Raw genomic sequence first — 15,285 nt, 5'->3', positions numbered from 1 at the left:
CGCCATCTGTGGGCGATTTGCCGCTTTGCTCGACTGCGGCTAGTTCAACCGGCGCTGGCTGGCCGTGTCGCGGTACCAATCGAACGGCTGTTCGTGGGTCGCGACCATCACGCTCTTGGTGTTGAAATGGTCGTCGAAGCTCTCAGTGCCGCATTCCCGGCCGATGCCGGAATCGTCAACGCCGCCCCAGGGCGAGGCCGGATCGAGCCGGTGGTGGTCGTTGATCCAGACGATCCCGGCCTTGACCGCCGCGGCCACGCGATGCGCGCGCGCGACGTCGCGGGTGCGAATGGCGGCGGCGAGGCCAAAGGGAGAGTCGTTGGCGAGCCGGAGCGCGTCGGCCTCGTCCTTGAAGGGGGTCACCGAGGTGAAGGGACCGAACACCTCCTCCTGGAAGATCCGCATGTCGGATTTGACGTCGGCGAACACGGTCGGTTCGACGAAATAACCGTTGTCGTGGCCCGCGACCTTTGCGGCCACGCCGCCGGTGAGCAGCCGCGCGCCGTCTTCATGACCGTAGCGCGCATAGCTGAGAACGCGGTCGCGCTGGCGTGCCGAGATCACCGGCCCAAGTTGTGTGTTCGGATCGAACGGATCGCCAATGCGGATGGCGCGGGTCTTGGCCTGCAGCTTTTCGACGAACTCATCGTAGATCGAGGCCTGCACGATATGGCGCGACGCGCAAACGCAGGTTTGGCCGGCGCCGATGAAGGCGCCGAACGCGGCGTAGTTGACGGCGCGGTCGACGTCGAAATCGTCGAATATCATCACCGGCGTCTTGCCGCCGAGCTCCATGGTCTGGTGCGCGAACACCTTCGCTGCGGCACTGCCCGCGATGCGGCCGGCTTCGGTCCCGCCGGTCAGCACAAGCTTGTTGATGTCGCCATGCTCAGCGAGCATCTTGCCGGCGCTCTGGCCGAGGCCAAGCACGATGTTGAAGACGCCGGGAGGCAGTCCGGCCTCGCTGAAGATCTGGGCGAGCTTCAGTGTCGTCAGCGGCGTGTATTCCGATGGCTTGACCACGGTGACGCACCCGGTCGCCAGCACGACGGCAAGCGACTTGCACAGGATCATGAGCGGGTGATTGAAGGGCGTGCAGTTGGCGACGATTCCGATCGGCGTGCGCAGGGTGTAGTTCAGGTACGCGCCTTCGACCGGGATGACGGAATCACGGCGCGACAGCGCCAGTCCGGCGAAGTAGCGGAGGAAATCCGGCAGGCGCGACAGCTGCGCGCGGGTTTCGTTGACGGGACGGCCGTTGTTCAACGTCTCCAGCCGGTACAGCGTGTCGAGATTGGCCTCGAACGCGTCGGCGAGCCTGTTGACGAGCCGGGCGCGCGCCCTCGTGTCCATCCCGCCCCACGCCTTGCCTTCGAATGCAGCGCGCGCGCTCCTCATCGCGCGGTCGATATCCGCGGCGGTCGAATTCGGAATCCGGGCGATGACGTCGCCGGTCGCGGGATTGCGGACGTCGAGCATCTCGCCGTCTCCGGCCTCGACCTCGCGTCCGTCGATGAAGTTGCCGTGGATCTCGACGTCGATCGTCGCGGGCTTCGACGGAATGTTCATGATGACCTCTCTTCGACGATGACGGCGTTGCGCTTGAGTGCCGGCAGCACGCGCTTTTCGGTTGCCGCGATGTGAGCCTTGATGATGCGGGCCGCGGTGCGTGCCTCGCGCCGCTGCATGGCGTCGATCAATGCGACATGCTCGGCGACGAGCTTCGCCGGGTCGTGGCCCTTCAGATTGGAGATGCTGACGCGCACCAGCCGATCGGCCTGGCCGATCAGGTCGCAGAGCGTGGTCGCCATGCGGCGGTTGCCCGATGCGTGCGCCAGCGCCGAGTGGAAGCCGCGATTGTAGGTGATGAAGTCCTCATGGCTGCCGGAGAAGCGGCGGAATTCATCGAGTGATTTCAGGATGCTGTCGGGCGCGCTCTCGATTGCTTCGGCGACGCAGGCCGGTTCGAGCGCAAGGCGGAAGCGCAGCAGATCGCGGGCGTCGGACAGCGAGATCGGATTCACCCGGTAGCCCTGGCGGGGCTGCACCGTCACGAGGTGCTCGCGCTCGAGCCGCAGCAGGGCGTCCCGGACCGGCTGGCGGCTGACGGCGTAACGCTCCGCCAAATCCTGCTCTCGTATTTCATCACCGGGAGCAAGCTGACACGATAAAATATCAGATCGCAGGCTTTCGTAGATATTCTCGCGGAGAAGGATCATCTTATTGGATCTCCTGCCCAGTAAATGCAGCTTGTGAAATATCACGTCAAGCTGAAATCCTTGAAATCCGGGTGATTTGATTTATCAATCGTCCGCAGGGGCGCTTTGGAGCCCCGATGCGCGAATTTCGGGCGCAATTTGAAAGAGAGCGACGATGGACAGGCTTTTGGCCAACCGCACAGTCAACGCAGCCCAGTCGGGCGAAGGGCCGCCGCTGGTCCTGTTTCACTCGCTGCTGTCGGATCGCGCGAGCTTCGATGCGATCGTGCCGGAACTTGCCCGGTCGTTTCGGACCATCGTGCCGGAACTGCCGGGATTTGGTCGGTCGAGCGCGGTTGAGGGTGGCCTTGCCGCGATTGCCGACCGGATGGCGGACGCGGTGCATGACGCGGCTGATGGCACGCCGGCCGTCGTGCTCGGCAATGGTTATGGCGGGTTCGTCGCGCTGCAGATGGCAATCCGCCACCCGGCGATCGCGAGCCGGCTGATCCTCGCCGACAGCGGTGCGGCGTTCTCCGAGCCGGGCCGCGAGGCGTTTCGCAACATGGCCAGGGTTTCACGCGAGAAGGGGCTCGCCGCGATCACCGACATTGCAATGCGCCGGCTGTTCGCACCGGATTTCCAGGCACAGCATCCCCCGCTGATGCAGGATCGCCGCGACGCATTCCTGCGCACCGATCTCAACGTGTTCTGCGCGGCCTGTGACGCGCTGGCGAGCCTCGATCTTCGTGCCGAACTACGCAGCGTGACCGTACCGACACTCGTCGTGGTCGGCGAATATGACGAGGCGACGCCGCCGCCGATGTCATACGAATTGGCAGGCGGCCTGCCGAGAGCCAAGCTGAGGGTCATTCCGGGATGTGCGCATGTCCCGCAACTGCAATCGCCAAAACTGTTCCTCGATACGATCGGCGATTTCCTGGCGATCAAGCATAACGCGCCCGCCTGAGGCACGCACAAACGGCTGGATCGCGCCGCGGGTCACGCGGCGGCGTGCCGACAATTTGGGCAGAACGCCCAGCTAATGCCGTTTGACGCGACAGCATCTCTGCCTAGTCTGACTGGAGACGGAGATGAAACATGCGAGCGATCCTTGATCACTGCACCGGCGGTCGCAGGCGCAGCTTGCCGGCGGGCACGGATTTCATCGAGGAGGGCGGCAAGACCGGTCATCTGTTCGTGCTGCTCGAGGGCAAGGTGGAAGTCGTCAAGGGCGACAGCCTGGTCGCCGTCATCGACGAGCCCGGCGCGGTGTTCGGCGAGATGAGCGTGCTGCTCGACCGGGCGCACAGCGCCAAGGTGCGCACGGCCTCGGATTGCGTCTTGTACGAGTTCGACGATGCGGCCTCGTTCCTGCGCCAGCAGCCGGCGGTGGCGCTGCTGATCGCGCAGCTGCTGGCGCAACGGCTTCATGTCGCCACGACCTATCTTGCCGACCTGATGCACCAATATGCCGATCACGGCACCCACCTGGCGATGGTCGGCGAGGTGCTGCAGAGCATGATCAACCTGCCGCCGATGCAGGTCGCGCCAGGCTCGGATCGGCAATCCGATCCAAGGATATGAGCCAGTCCGGCGCCTCGTGCACGGGAGCCGCCGGCCGCGACAGCGGCGCCTTGAGATCGATCATCTGCGCATCGCCGGCGGCGAGCCAGAACGCCTTGTCCTGTGCGAGATCGAGCACGATGTAGACCGGTGGACGGCCGGGCTGCAGGCCGGTGTTGAACACCCAGGTCGCTCCGATCCGGTCGAACCACGAGCCGCTCTGGATGAACGGCGACTGATGCACATGGCCCGAGATCACCAGCGCCGGATGGTGGCGCTCGATCCAGCCGAGCAGCTCGGCGTCGCCGAAGAAGCGCTTGCCGCCCCAGCTGGTCGGCGAATCCGCCGGCGGGGCGTGATGGACCCAGACCCAGCGGCGGTGCGGCACCGCGGCTGCCGCGCGAAGCTGCTCGTCGATCCGCGCCTTGACCAGCGGGCCGTCCCACCACGGGCACACCGTGAACAGCGTGTCGCCGATCGTCAGGTTGTCGCCGTCGCAGGCGACGCCGAACTCCCTGATGCCGGCGACCCAGCGCGCGATCTTCTCGCCCTCCGGGTTGCGCTCGTCGAGGTCGTGATTGCCTGAACAGAAGATCACCCGCGTGAGATCGGCGAGCCGCGACAGGTATTTCGTGACGACGACGATCTGGGCGCGGAAATCGACCGCCGAGCCGAGGTTGAGCGCATCGCCGGCGAAGATCACGAGATCGAATTGCGGTGCCGCCGCCAGCAGCCAGTCGAACTGCGGCAACGAGTAATGCAGATCGGCGACGACAAGACAGCGCATCGGTGAAATCCGAATGCCCGGAAAACGGGCGGGGCCGCACGGCAATGAATTCAAACAAGCCGAATCGCAGCAAGATCTATGCCGCGCCGCGCGGATCCGACGCGACAGATGTTCGCAGTGTCCTGGAATCGGCCGGCAAGAGCGCGAAGGGCGGATCGCGGCTCACGCCCTTGCTGTGGCGTGGGCGAAGGTCACCTCGATCAGCGTGCCGGTGCGGCCGCCGGTCCGGATCTGGAATTTGGCGCGATTGGCTTCGACCAGCGCCTTGGTCAGCGACAGGCTGACGCCGCCGGAGCCGGCCTGATCTGAAGGCGTCGGGGCGCGGAACGGCTCCAGCGCGGCGGCGACCTCGTTGTCGTTGAGACTCTGCCCGGTGTCGCGCACGCGCAACATCACCTCGCCGAAATCCGACAGCGCGGTCGAGACGATCACCTGGCCGCCGGCATTGGCGAGATGGATCGAGTTGCCGATCAGGTTCAGCGTGATCTGGCGCAACGCGCGGGCGTCGGCGACCACAGGCGGCAGCGTGTGGGCGAGCGAGGTGCGGATGATGATGCGCTCGCGGTTGGCTTGCGGCTGCATGACCGCGACGCAGCTCTCCACCATCTCGTTGAGGTTCTGGCTGGTGAAGGCGAGGTCGAGCTTGCCGGTCTCGATCCGCGACAGGTCGAGCAGATCGTTGACGATCGCGATCACCCGCTCGCCGGAGGCGCGGATGTCCTTCATGTATTCGACATAGCGCTCGTTGCCGAGCGCGCCGAAGCGCTCGCCGATCATCACCTCGGCAAATCCGATGATGGCGTTGAGCGGCGTGCGCAGCTCGTGGCTGATCCGCGCCAGCATGTCGGACTTGGCGTTGGCGGCGCGTTCGGCGAGCCGCCGCGCCTCGCGCAATTCGCCCTCGCTCTTCTTCGTTTGCGACAGATCACGGAACACCGCGAAGAAGTTCGGTCCATCGGCGCGGGTGCGGCCCATCGTCGCCGACAGCGGGATGATGCCGCCCTGGCGGACGCGGCCGAGCGTCTCGCGGCCATGGTCGAGCAGGCTGGCGACGCCGGCCGATTTCAGGCTGGCAAGATAGTCGAAGATGCCGTGCTGGCTTTCCGGCGCGAACAGATCGGCGAGCTTGCGGGTGACGAACTCGTCGCCGTCATAGCCGAACAGCGCCTCGGCGCTGCGGTTGCAGGAATGGATGTTGCCGTCGGCATCGAACATGATGATGCCTTCGGCGGCGGTGTCGAGGATCGCGCCGAGCTCTTCGGCGTCGGCCTGGCCGGCTTGCGGCTCAGCCGGCGCAAGCAGCGGCTCGGCGGCCGCCGCAGGCTCCGGCTCGGACAGCGCGGCGGCGATCGAGGCATCCTCGTCCAGCGTGCGCGAGAAGATCAGCGCCAGCGCGGAATCGTCGTCCCAGGTGATGGTGTGCAGCCGCGCCTCCGCGGACACCGACTGCGCACCGTGCTCGGTGCTCTGGTTCGCGGAGATCGTCACCGGCGTGCCGGTGCCCGACGTGCTGCTCGCCTGCGAGACGCCGGGCTCGACATAGAGCGCGTCGAGGCCGCCGGCGGCTTCCAGCGCGTGCAGGCTGTCATGGCCCATGCGCGAGAGGAAGGCGCGGTTGGCATAGAGCAGGCGGTCGAGCCGGTAGATCAGGATGCCGACCGGCAACAGATCGAGCAGCGCGCGGTCGCGCCGGGAATCTGCGCGCGGCGCCGGCTCCGCCGCAGTCAGCCAGCTGGCCTTTGGCGGATCGGCCGGCGGCTCCAGCTGCGCGACCGTCTCCTGCAGTGCCACCGCCGCTTCCTGCGGCGGTTCGGTTGCGGGCGGCGCTTCGGCGAGCGGCTCGGCCGGCACGCTGTCGTCCGTTGTCGCGGCGAGGCCGGCCTCGTTTTCGAGCCGCGCCGACAATTGACGGGCGAGCTCGTTGAAGGCGTTGTTCTCGACCGGCGTCAGCGACGGCGGCCGGGTGTCGCCGGCGGGACGGAACGGCACCACATTCGGTGGCGGGTCGTGACGCACTTCGTGCGTTTCCTCGTGCGTTTCCACGGCGTGATCCGGATCGGCTCGGTGTGAAGTCTCTGCGGCTGTCGGCTCGGTCAATTCCTCGGGTGGTGCTATGGCGGTCGTGTCGGGCGGCGGCTCCGCGTGAGGCGGAGGATTGTCCTGTGGCGCGGCGGGCCCGGGCGGCGCAACGGTGCGCGGCGCCGGCGCGACATCGGCCGACAGCGATTGCGGCGCGAGCGTGCCGCTGAAGAACTCATAGCGGCGCAATGCGGCGAGTCGCGCAAGCCCGTCGAGGTCGCGACACACACCAAAGCCGCGGTAGCCGGCGAAATTCCTGGCACGATCGAACACCGGCAGGCCGGACAGTTCGACCGGCAGCCGGCCGCCACCGTCGACCGGCCAGTGCAGCGTGATGCCGCTCCAGGTGTCGTGGCTGGCGAACGCCTGCATGACGCGGCCCTCGGGATCGAGGCCAAAGCTCTCGGCGATGTCGCTCCACAGCCGGCCGAAGCCCGCCGCGGTGTGCAGGCCGATCAGGCGGGTGAATTCATCGGAGCCGAGCGAGAAGCGGGCCTCGTGGTCCATCTGCCACATGAAGCGCAGCGGATGGCGCCGCACCGGCAACGGCTCGTCGAGCCAGGATGGTGGTGGCACCGGCGCCAATGTCGCGGGCTCCGGCTCGGCGGCGGGCGGCGGCGCGGGCGCATCCGCGATCGCATAAGGCGAGGGGGCGGGATCGGCCGGGGGCGCCGATATTTCCGGCGCGTGCGTGCGTGCCGTCTCTGCGAGATCAGGCGCAGGCTGTTCGACCGGCGCTTCAGCGGGTGCTTCGATCAGCGCTTCCGACAGCGGCTCCTCGACGGCGGGGCTTTCGTCGGGCGTGGTGTCGAGAGGTGCAGTCTCGACGGGCGTCGGCTCTGAATGCGTGAGTTCTGCCGACGCAAGTGGCGGGGCAAGAGGCGTAGGCTCTTCGATCTGCGCGCCGTCCGTCACTTCGATCAGTGCTTCCGACAGCGGTTCCTCGGCGGCAGGTGTTTCGTCTTGCGTGGTGTCGAGAGCTGCGGTCTCGACGGGCGCCTCTACGTGCGCCGCCTCTGCTGCCACGGCAGATGGAGCAGCATTCTCAGGTTCGGATTTGGCCGCGCTGACGATCGGCTCGATCGTGACGCGCTCTTCCATCTGCGGATCCAGCGCGTCGAACAGTGTGAACGCGATCGGTGCTGCGCAGGCCGTCGCGGGCGCTTCGTCATGCGCAACGGCTTGTTCGATAACTGCAGGTGCTGGCGGCGGCTCTACGGCCATGGCCTCTTGCTGCGCTGGCGCTGCGGGAGCCGGTGCTTCGCGCGCCGGCGTCTCCGGCTCAACCGGCGCAGGCACGATCGGCGCCGGCCTTGCGGCGAGATGCGCCGCCGGCTTGATCAACGCGACCAGCGCGCGATCGGCGCCGTGCCCGATCCGCTGCAGCACGACGCGGCCGATCGCAACGCTCGCCGCCGCGCGGCCCTGCGCCAGCGCCTCCCCGCGCGCGGCATCGAGACCGGCTTCGGTGAGGTCGTGCAGGCCGGGCAGCGTACGCGCCGCCTCATTGGTTGTGACCAGCAGTCCGTTGCTGGTGAAGGCGGCGGCCGGACGCGGCAAGCCCTGCAGCAGCCGCTGCAGGCGTTCCGCGAGCGGCATGCCGCGGCCGGTCGCATTGAGCGCCGTCATCAGGATGCCATGGCTGCCGTCCGGCAGGTCGATCCGGGCGCAGCCGCAGGTCGCGAGCATGCCGGGCGCAGCGCCGAAGCCGCGCAGCCGCTCCAGCCGGACCGCGCCATTGGCGTTCAGGCTGTGGCCGAGCCGCGCGACCTGGCGGCGGTGCGGATCGGCCGGGCCGAAGCCGCGCTTCGCCAGCTCGGCGCCGTTGGCGGCACCGAATACCTGCGCGCCGACCGGATTGGCCCAGAGAATCCGCGCGCCGTCGGCCGCCCACAGCCATGCCGGCAGGGCGCCCGTCGCATGATCCGCCAGCCTGACATCGCCGAGCGCCTGGATCTGGAATTCCGCGTCACTCATCACGCAAGATTTGACCGCATGGGTTTGGCTTTCTTCCTTAAGCTCAGCCGAAGGCCCGGCAGCCGCAGGACGACAGCCTTAACAGAAGGTTAGTATCGCAACTGGGGAACGGCAGGTCCATGTCCGCAGCGAAACTGCCCAGCCTTAAGCCGGGATAACGTTAACTTGGCTGAACGATCCACAGCCGTTTGGCGTTGTCGGGCAAAGCTAGGTTGCTGCGAGCCGCACGATGCGGAACCAGGCGGCGCCGCGTCACACCTGCGATTGCAGTGCCACGATATATTCTGCCGTCTATCTTGCCCTGGGCCCGCAGGGCCAAGCGGCGGGCCGATCAGCAAGCGAGGGAGAGCGACCATGAGCGACAACGGGCGTGACCATTTCGAGATCCCCAAGTTCGAGATTCCCAAGGATATGCGGTCGATGGCGGAGGCGAGTTTTGAGCAGGCGCGCAAGGCGTTCGAGCAATTCGTGACCAACGCCAAGGACACCGCCGGCAAGATCGAGGAGCGCAACGCCACGGTGCGCGCCGGCGCCAAGGATCTTTCGACCAAGGCGCTGTCCTATGCCGAAAAGAACGTGCAGTCGTCGCTGGACTACGCCGAGGCGCTGCTCAAGGCCAAGGACCTCAGCGACGTCATGCGGCTGCACAGCGAATATGTGCAGGGCCAGATGCGCTCGCTCGCCGAGCAGGCCAGCGAGATGGGCCAGGCCGTCAGCCGGGCCGCGATGGACGCGGTCAAGCCGAAGAACTGACGAGGCGCATTGGCCGCGGCCGACCCTGGCGCATTCAGCCTCGGTCGGCCGCGGTAATCTTTTGTTCCGTCAGATAAAAAATGTGGCGTCGCACGCGATCTTACGTTGCGTTGCACAAAATTGACATGATATGGGTGTTTATTAGGCGCGCCCGACGAAGGGCACTCCCGTGAATCAAGGCAGCGTGATCCATTTCAGCGCTCCCGGCCTGATGGGCTCCGGGACGTCCGCAATGGTCACATCTACTCACCCGTTGCGAAGGATTACACGTATGACCAACCCGTCCGATCCGTTTTCCGCCTCGATCATTCCGTTTGAAGTTCCCGAGCAGATGCGCGCGTTCGCCGAGAAGGGCGTTCTGCAGGCCCGCGACAGCTACGCCAAGTTCAAGGATGCTGCCGAGACCCACAACTCGACGGTCGAGGCCGTGTTCACCTCGGTGAGCAAGGGCGCCAGCGAGTATTCGGCCAAGCTGATCGAGTTCTTCAAGGCCAACACCACCTCCTCGCTCGACTTCGCCCAGGAGCTGTTCAGCGTGAAGTCGCCGACCGAAGCGGTCGAGCTGTGGACGTCGCACGCCCGCAAGCAGTTCGAGACCTACACCGCGCAGGCCAAGGAACTGGCCGAGCTCGGCCAGAAGGTCGCCAGCGAGACCGCCGAGCCGATCAAGGCCAGCGCCTCGAAGTTCTACAAGCCGGCCGCCTGATCGCTGCCGTTTGGGAGACCAGCGAAAGGCCCGGGCCGAAGCGGTCCGGGCCTTTTTGCTGGCCAGGGCCCCGTCAAGCGGCCCGACATAACAGCGGAAATCGGCGCGTTACGGCCTTGCCAAAGCGCGGCGTTGCACCTAGTTTCCGCCCGAAATCGCCGCCCCGCTTGAGCGGGCCGCGCGTCAGGATGCAGTTGTAGCTCAGTTGGTTAGAGCGCCTGTCTGTGGAACAGGAGGTCGGTGGTTCGAGCCCACCCAACTGTACCATCCGCAAGATCACTCAGCGCGAAATCGCAAGATCAGACCATCGCAAGGTCGCTCGCCCTTATCGCCCGGCGTGTCATCGCGTCCGCTTGCACTTCTCTGTCCCGTCACCCAAACTGGCTGACACGACGCCTTAACGACGCCTAGTGACACCTTTGGGGGGATGCATGGGGATCGCCGGTTCAAGGAGTTTTTCGTTTGCGTTGATATCATCCGTCGCCCTTGCGGCGCTGCTGCTGCCGGGCCGAAGTGAGGCCTACACGCCGGATCAGCAGCAGGCCTGTACGCCGGATGCGTTCCGGCTTTGCAGCCCCGAGATTCCCGACGTCGATCGCATCACGGCCTGCATGATCAGGAACAAGGCGCAGCTCTCGCCGGCCTGCCGCGTATTCTTCCGCGCAGGTCCCGAGGCGAGCGAGCGCGTGGAGCGGCGGCCTGCCAAGCGGAAGGTCTCCAAATCGCACAAGGCGAAGAAGCCGGCCCACTGACCTGGCTCTCATCGCGCGCAGGCGAGGGTCTCTGATCGGGCGCGTTATCGTCACGCGAACCGGTGTCCGCCTTCACCTCGCCCCGCGTGCGGCAGGGGTGTCCGGGGAAATTCAGGCATAGCGGAGCTCCATCTGGTCAGGTGAGATGGTTGATTTCCGACGGCTGGGGTTGATGGGCGGAGGTTTGTCGATGGCAGCGAGGGATCGACGCGTGAGCAGGAGCTGGCCGACGAGTTCGGCGAACCTGAGCGGGAGCATTTTGATGCAGTTGGTGTGAGCGGCGATGCGCAGCAGCAGGTAGGCAATCATCGCAGCGAGCACCTGAAGGCGGATCGCGTTGTCGTTGGCGCCGAGGAACTTGCGAATATCGAGATGCTGCTTGATCCAGCGGAACAGCAGCTCGATTTGCCATCGGCTCTTGTAGAGGGCGGCGATCTCGACGGCGCTACGGACAAGGTCGTTGGTCAGGAGTGTGATCTTGCCGCCTTTCTCGCGTCTGATCTTGATGCGGCGGAGCGGGATTGGAAGGCGCGAATCGCCCTTGCTGGTGAGCTTCACCTCGTCATCGGCAAGGATTTCGAAGCCATCCCCGTTACGCTTGCGGATGGCGCGATGCCTGAGCGAGCGAAGACGGATGCTCGTCTTCGCCCGGGTAACGAAGAAAGCCTTGCTATCATTGATCTTCTGCCACCAGTCGAAACGGCAATAGCCCTTGTCAAACACATAGGTGGTGGCGGGCTGGATTGGGGTCTGTCGGCCGATCTCGATGTCATTGACGTTCGCGGCCGTCATCTCGACGCAGGTCGGGACATCGCTCCTTGGGTCGTAGACGACATGCAGCTTCATGCCGCGGATGCGGCCGTTCCACGTCGCCCAACTGCAGACCTTGCCGAGCGGGATCGGACTGGCGTCGATCAGACGCACCATCTCCATGCCTTCACTCCGCAGCTGGCGACGCGCCATCGCCGACAGCGCCGCAAAGGTTTGCGCGAAAATGCCGATCGGACGGCGGGCATTGGCATCGGACAACGTCGAGCGCGACAGCTTGCCGGTTCCCAAGTGATAGTGATGCTGCGAATTGGCGTTGAAGCCAGTCACCACCCCGCGCAGACTGCTGTTGCCGCTAAGCTGGGCATAGATCAGCGCCACCAGATGATCCCAGCTCCTGAACGACTTGTCGTAGGCATCCCCGTCCAGACGATCCACAACCGTCTGAAACTGCCGTCGATTGATCGGTTCAAGCAGCCTTCCAAAAATGCTACCGCGATATCGCATGCTCGGCCCTCTGTGTCTCGACAACCAGAAAAGACCGATTTGCCTCGGTCCTGCCGAGCATGCACCGCGACACAGTGAATCATTCCCCGGACACCCCTGCGCGTGCGGGGAGAGGCGTAGGCCGCCCTTGGCGGCCGTTCTCAAGAACGCCGAAGCGGAGCTTCGGCTATGACGCATCGCCAGATGCGTTCCGGGTGAGGGGGAGTCTCCGCAAACGCAGCTATCGCCGGATACGCGGAGGCCGCCCCTCACCCCAACCCTCTCCCCGTAAGAACGGGGAGAGGGAGCACAGCGCCGTCGCGGTCAATCCAATCGCTTCGCGCGAAAATGCGCGATAGATCGTTTGGCCGCGATTTCAAGTCGGTCATGCGCGACAGACTGACGCCTTGTGACGCTGTCACGCAGCATCATCTGTGGGGCTTGTGTGGTTTGCCAAATCTGTTCCGCCTGTGGAACGGATGGAGTGGGACGAGTGAGCGAATACTACAAGCAAGAGATCGATCGGCACTTCGCCTGGTTCGAAGCCAAGCTGCCGGATAAGCCGGCGCGCTTCGTCGCGTGGCTGCGCAAGCCGTCGTCGCGCTACGTGCGGATTCCGCTCGCGATCCTCCTGATCATCGGCGGCATCTTCAGCTTCCTGCCGGTGCTCGGACTCTGGATGCTGCCGCTCGGACTCCTTTTGTTCGCGCAAGACGTTCCGTTCCTGCAGAAACCCACTGCGCAATTGCTCGGCTGGATCGAGCGCAAGTGGATCGAGCGCGAGCGCGCGAAGGCTGCCGGAAAACGCTAGGCACCGAGTCAAATCAAACGCTTAGCGCTTCCATTTGCGGTTGCGTTATAAGTTCGGTGTGACTCAAAAAGCAAAACGCACCGGTAATCTTGGCCACTTTGCGGATTGCAAGAAATTTTTTCTTTCGCGAATCAGCGTGCTGATTCATTTTCGCCTCCTGGGGTCAATCTGGAGGCCAACGTATGAACGTGATTGTTTTCGCTTCGCGTAAGGGGGGCTCGGGAAAAAGTACCCTGGCTGCTCACCTCGCCGCGCAAGTGCACAAGGCAACGAAGCCCTGTCTGCTGATCGACGCCGATCCGCAGGGCTCGCTGACTCTCTGGCACAAGCTGCGCGGCACCAACGAGCCGGCGATCAAGACGGCAGTGAACTCGGTCAGCGGGATCATTGCCCAGGCCAAGCGTGACGGCATCGAGTGGGTGTTCATCGACACGCCGCCGAACCTCTCGGCCGTGGTCGACGACTCCATCAAGAACGCCACGATGGTGATCATTCCGGCGCGGCCCGGCGTGTTCGACGTCAACGCCGTGCAGGAAACCATCCAGACCTGCCGCTCGATGCGCAAGCCCTATGCCGTCGTGATCAACGGCGCGCCCGCGCAGCGTGACGGCGCCGAAAGCCGCATCGTCGCGATCGCGCGCGAGGCGCTGGCGAAATTCCGCGCACCGGTGTGGAGCGGCCAGATCACCAACCGCGCCGATCTTCTGATGGCGCTCGGCCAGGGCGAAGGCGCCCGCGAATATTATGCCGAAGGCCGCGCTGCCGCCGAGATCAATCGGCTGTGGGCCGCAATCGAACGCTCGATCAGGGCGATCCGCGGCACGGCGTCGGCGTCCGGTACGATGCACAAGCAGGCGGCGTAACAACGCCGTTTTGGTTTGAAATGGAAAGAACGCGCGGCTCCCGCGCGTTTTTTGTCGTCGAGAATATTGGAGTCATTCCGGGGCATGCGAAGCATGAGCCCGGAATCTCGAGATTCCGGATTCGATGCTCACGCATCGCTCCGGAAATGACGGAGGGGATGCCCTCACGCCACCATCAGCAAATAAAACACGATCACCGGCGCCAGGGTCAGGATCACCGACCAGATGCCGACAGCCCATAAAATATCCTCGGTCGTAAAGCCCGGCTCGGCACCCGGCCTCACGGCAACAAAATTCCTGGAATTCACGACGCCCCCGCGTTGGTCTTGGCAATGCGGAAGGCTGTACGCGAGTGGTTTTAAAATCCCGGTTGGAATTTCGCGGGCATTTGCGCGCGGGTGCTACTTCGGATTAACCACAGCCCCGCGGTCGGTCGCGTTCGGCCGGGTGCCGTTCGCTTCAGTGCATTGCTCCGTCCCGATCGCGGATCGCTCCGAGATGCTCGTTGATCCGGAATACGATCAGGATGAACTCGGCGGCGATGCGCGAGAACACGATGCCGACGAAGACGCTCGCGATCGACGCGAGCAGCTGGATGAATCCGACGAACGGGCTGATCGCCATCGCCGTGAGGCTCCACAGGATGCCGGAGATCCCGAACAGCACGATGACCGCGATCACCAGCCAGTAGAACGTCTTGATGATCGTGGGCGTGATGAAGCGGTCCCACTGAAACAGATCCTGGAAATCGAACATCATGGTTCTCCCGGCCAGCCGAAATATGATTCGCGTCTCGTTCATCCTACTGCGTGACCGCCGGCGTGATCACTTCATCCCGGGAGCCTGCGCCGCAGGCGTCCGTCGGGACGAGGCTTTCGCCGGGCCAATGGTTCGGGACGGCGCCAGGCGCCTCCGCGACCAGAGGGATCGATACCGCAGAAGCCCATTCGGTCTCGCCAAAGGCGAGCCCCGGACCGGGCGCCGGCAGTCCAGGGGCGAGCTATGCGAGTGGGCCGGTTGTGATTGCCGCAAATAACGGCCACAATCGGGCTTCCCTCCGGCATATCCTCACCCAATGACCACGCTGACCTTCGAAGACTTCAAGCCCGGCCGCTTCGGCACGTTCGGCCCGCGCCATGTTTCACGCGAGGAGATCCTCGCCTTTGCCGCCGAATTCGACCCGCAGCCGATGCATCTCGACGAGGAGGCGGCGAAGAAATCCATGCTCCGCGGCCTGTCGGGCTCGGGCTGGCATCTCGGCTCGCTGATGATGCGGATGCTGTTCGACGGCTTCATCGGCCGCACCGCCTCGCTCGGTTCGCCCGGGGTCAACGAGATGCGGTGGGTGGCGCCGCTGCGTCCGGGCGACGATTTGACGCTGGATGTCGACGTCGTCGAGGCGCGCGTCTCGAAGAGCCGGCCCGAGACCGGCATCGTCACTTTCAAGGGCACCATCCGCAACGCGCGCGGCGAGATGCTGTGCGAGATGGAGTCGCCGATCATCGTCAGCCGCCGCGACGGCGCGAGCGCATAGGAGAG

15 protein-coding genes and 1 tRNA gene are annotated in these 15,285 nt (G+C 65.1%); 9 read left to right on the top strand and 7 right to left on the bottom strand.

Translation table 11 applies throughout. The features are described 5' to 3' along the window. Positions 1-39: 39 nt before the first annotated feature. Together ACVIHF_RS29605 and ACVIHF_RS29600 are read right to left on the bottom strand one after the other, a co-directional pair. A complete protein-coding gene (locus ACVIHF_RS29605; RefSeq protein ID WP_456792964.1) occupies positions 40-1,569 on the bottom strand; it encodes an aldehyde dehydrogenase in 1,530 nt (509 codons plus the stop codon). After that, positions 1,566-2,219, bottom strand: a complete 654-nt coding sequence (locus tag ACVIHF_RS29600; RefSeq protein ID WP_456792963.1) for a GntR family transcriptional regulator — start codon at positions 2,217-2,219, stop codon at positions 1,566-1,568. Before ACVIHF_RS29600 ends, ACVIHF_RS29605 begins: the two co-directional genes overlap by 4 nt. A 154-nt stretch (positions 2,220-2,373) precedes the next feature. On the opposite strand from ACVIHF_RS29600, the gene ACVIHF_RS29595 reads away from it, so the two are divergent. Both ACVIHF_RS29595 and ACVIHF_RS29590 read left to right on the top strand, forming a co-directional pair. Continuing rightward, entirely contained in the window at positions 2,374-3,168 is a 795-nt protein-coding gene (locus ACVIHF_RS29595; protein ID WP_456792962.1) for an alpha/beta fold hydrolase, read from the top strand. A 131-nt stretch (positions 3,169-3,299) separates the two neighbouring features. Continuing rightward, a complete protein-coding gene (locus ACVIHF_RS29590) occupies positions 3,300-3,785 on the top strand; it encodes a Crp/Fnr family transcriptional regulator (RefSeq protein ID WP_016842321.1) in 486 nt (161 codons plus the stop codon). On the opposite strand, the gene ACVIHF_RS29585 is transcribed toward ACVIHF_RS29590, so the two are convergent. Both ACVIHF_RS29585 and ACVIHF_RS29580 read right to left on the bottom strand, forming a co-directional pair. Beyond that, a complete protein-coding gene (locus tag ACVIHF_RS29585; protein WP_456792961.1) occupies positions 3,724-4,551 on the bottom strand; it encodes a metallophosphoesterase family protein in 828 nt (275 codons plus the stop codon). The genes ACVIHF_RS29590 and ACVIHF_RS29585 overlap by 62 nt on opposite strands. A 162-nt stretch (positions 4,552-4,713) precedes the next feature. Further along, positions 4,714-8,607: a PAS domain-containing protein gene (locus tag ACVIHF_RS29580; protein WP_456792960.1), complete on the bottom strand. Its 3,894-nt coding sequence runs from the start codon at positions 8,605-8,607 to the stop codon at positions 4,714-4,716. Positions 8,608-8,961: 354 nt separating this feature from the next. On the opposite strand from ACVIHF_RS29580, the gene ACVIHF_RS29575 reads away from it, so the two are divergent. The 4 genes from ACVIHF_RS29575 to ACVIHF_RS29560 all read left to right on the top strand — a co-directional run bounded on the left by ACVIHF_RS29575 (position 8,962) and on the right by ACVIHF_RS29560 (position 10,818). Beyond that, positions 8,962-9,360, top strand: a complete 399-nt coding sequence (locus ACVIHF_RS29575; protein WP_092085090.1) for a phasin family protein — start codon at positions 8,962-8,964, stop codon at positions 9,358-9,360. Positions 9,361-9,631: 271 nt separating this feature from the next. After that, complete coding sequence (locus ACVIHF_RS29570) at positions 9,632-10,066, top strand: phasin (protein ID WP_028336028.1); 435 nt, start codon at positions 9,632-9,634, stop codon at positions 10,064-10,066. A 190-nt stretch (positions 10,067-10,256) separates the two neighbouring features. Next, positions 10,257-10,333, top strand: a tRNA-His gene (locus ACVIHF_RS29565). Positions 10,334-10,533: 200 nt separating this feature from the next. Further along, complete coding sequence (locus ACVIHF_RS29560) at positions 10,534-10,818, top strand: hypothetical protein (protein ID WP_309145011.1); 285 nt, start codon at positions 10,534-10,536, stop codon at positions 10,816-10,818. 111 nt (positions 10,819-10,929) lie between these two features. On the opposite strand, the gene ACVIHF_RS29555 is transcribed toward ACVIHF_RS29560, so the two are convergent. After that, positions 10,930-12,093 (bottom strand): IS4 family transposase, encoded by a 1,164-nt coding sequence (locus tag ACVIHF_RS29555; RefSeq protein ID WP_253605569.1) that lies wholly within the window; start codon positions 12,091-12,093, stop codon positions 10,930-10,932. Positions 12,094-12,556: 463 nt separating this feature from the next. Between ACVIHF_RS29555 and ACVIHF_RS29550 the strand changes: the two genes are divergently transcribed. Beyond that, positions 12,557-12,883 carry a hypothetical protein gene (locus tag ACVIHF_RS29550; RefSeq protein ID WP_431015605.1) on the top strand — a complete coding sequence of 109 codons (327 nt, stop codon included), beginning with the start codon at positions 12,557-12,559 and terminating at the stop codon, positions 12,881-12,883. Between the two features lie 182 nt (positions 12,884-13,065). Next, positions 13,066-13,746, top strand: a complete 681-nt coding sequence (locus tag ACVIHF_RS29545; protein ID WP_253606854.1) for a ParA family protein — start codon at positions 13,066-13,068, stop codon at positions 13,744-13,746. A 164-nt stretch (positions 13,747-13,910) separates the two neighbouring features. On the opposite strand, the gene ACVIHF_RS29540 is transcribed toward ACVIHF_RS29545, so the two are convergent. Then, positions 13,911-14,054, bottom strand: a complete 144-nt coding sequence (locus tag ACVIHF_RS29540; protein ID WP_225648038.1) for a hypothetical protein — start codon at positions 14,052-14,054, stop codon at positions 13,911-13,913. Positions 14,055-14,205: 151 nt separating this feature from the next. After that, positions 14,206-14,502: a DUF4282 domain-containing protein gene (locus ACVIHF_RS29535; RefSeq protein ID WP_028340592.1), complete on the bottom strand. Its 297-nt coding sequence runs from the start codon at positions 14,500-14,502 to the stop codon at positions 14,206-14,208. A gap of 319 nt (positions 14,503-14,821) precedes the next feature. On the opposite strand from ACVIHF_RS29535, the gene ACVIHF_RS29530 reads away from it, so the two are divergent. Next, positions 14,822-15,280 carry a MaoC family dehydratase gene (locus ACVIHF_RS29530; RefSeq protein ID WP_057019033.1) on the top strand — a complete coding sequence of 153 codons (459 nt, stop codon included), beginning with the start codon at positions 14,822-14,824 and terminating at the stop codon, positions 15,278-15,280. Positions 15,281-15,285 lie beyond the last annotated feature (5 nt).

The organism is Bradyrhizobium sp. USDA 4506 (genome assembly GCF_054058795.1).
The sequence above is the reverse complement of the archived record's forward strand: the minus strand, read 5'-3'. Positions and strand labels throughout refer to the sequence as shown.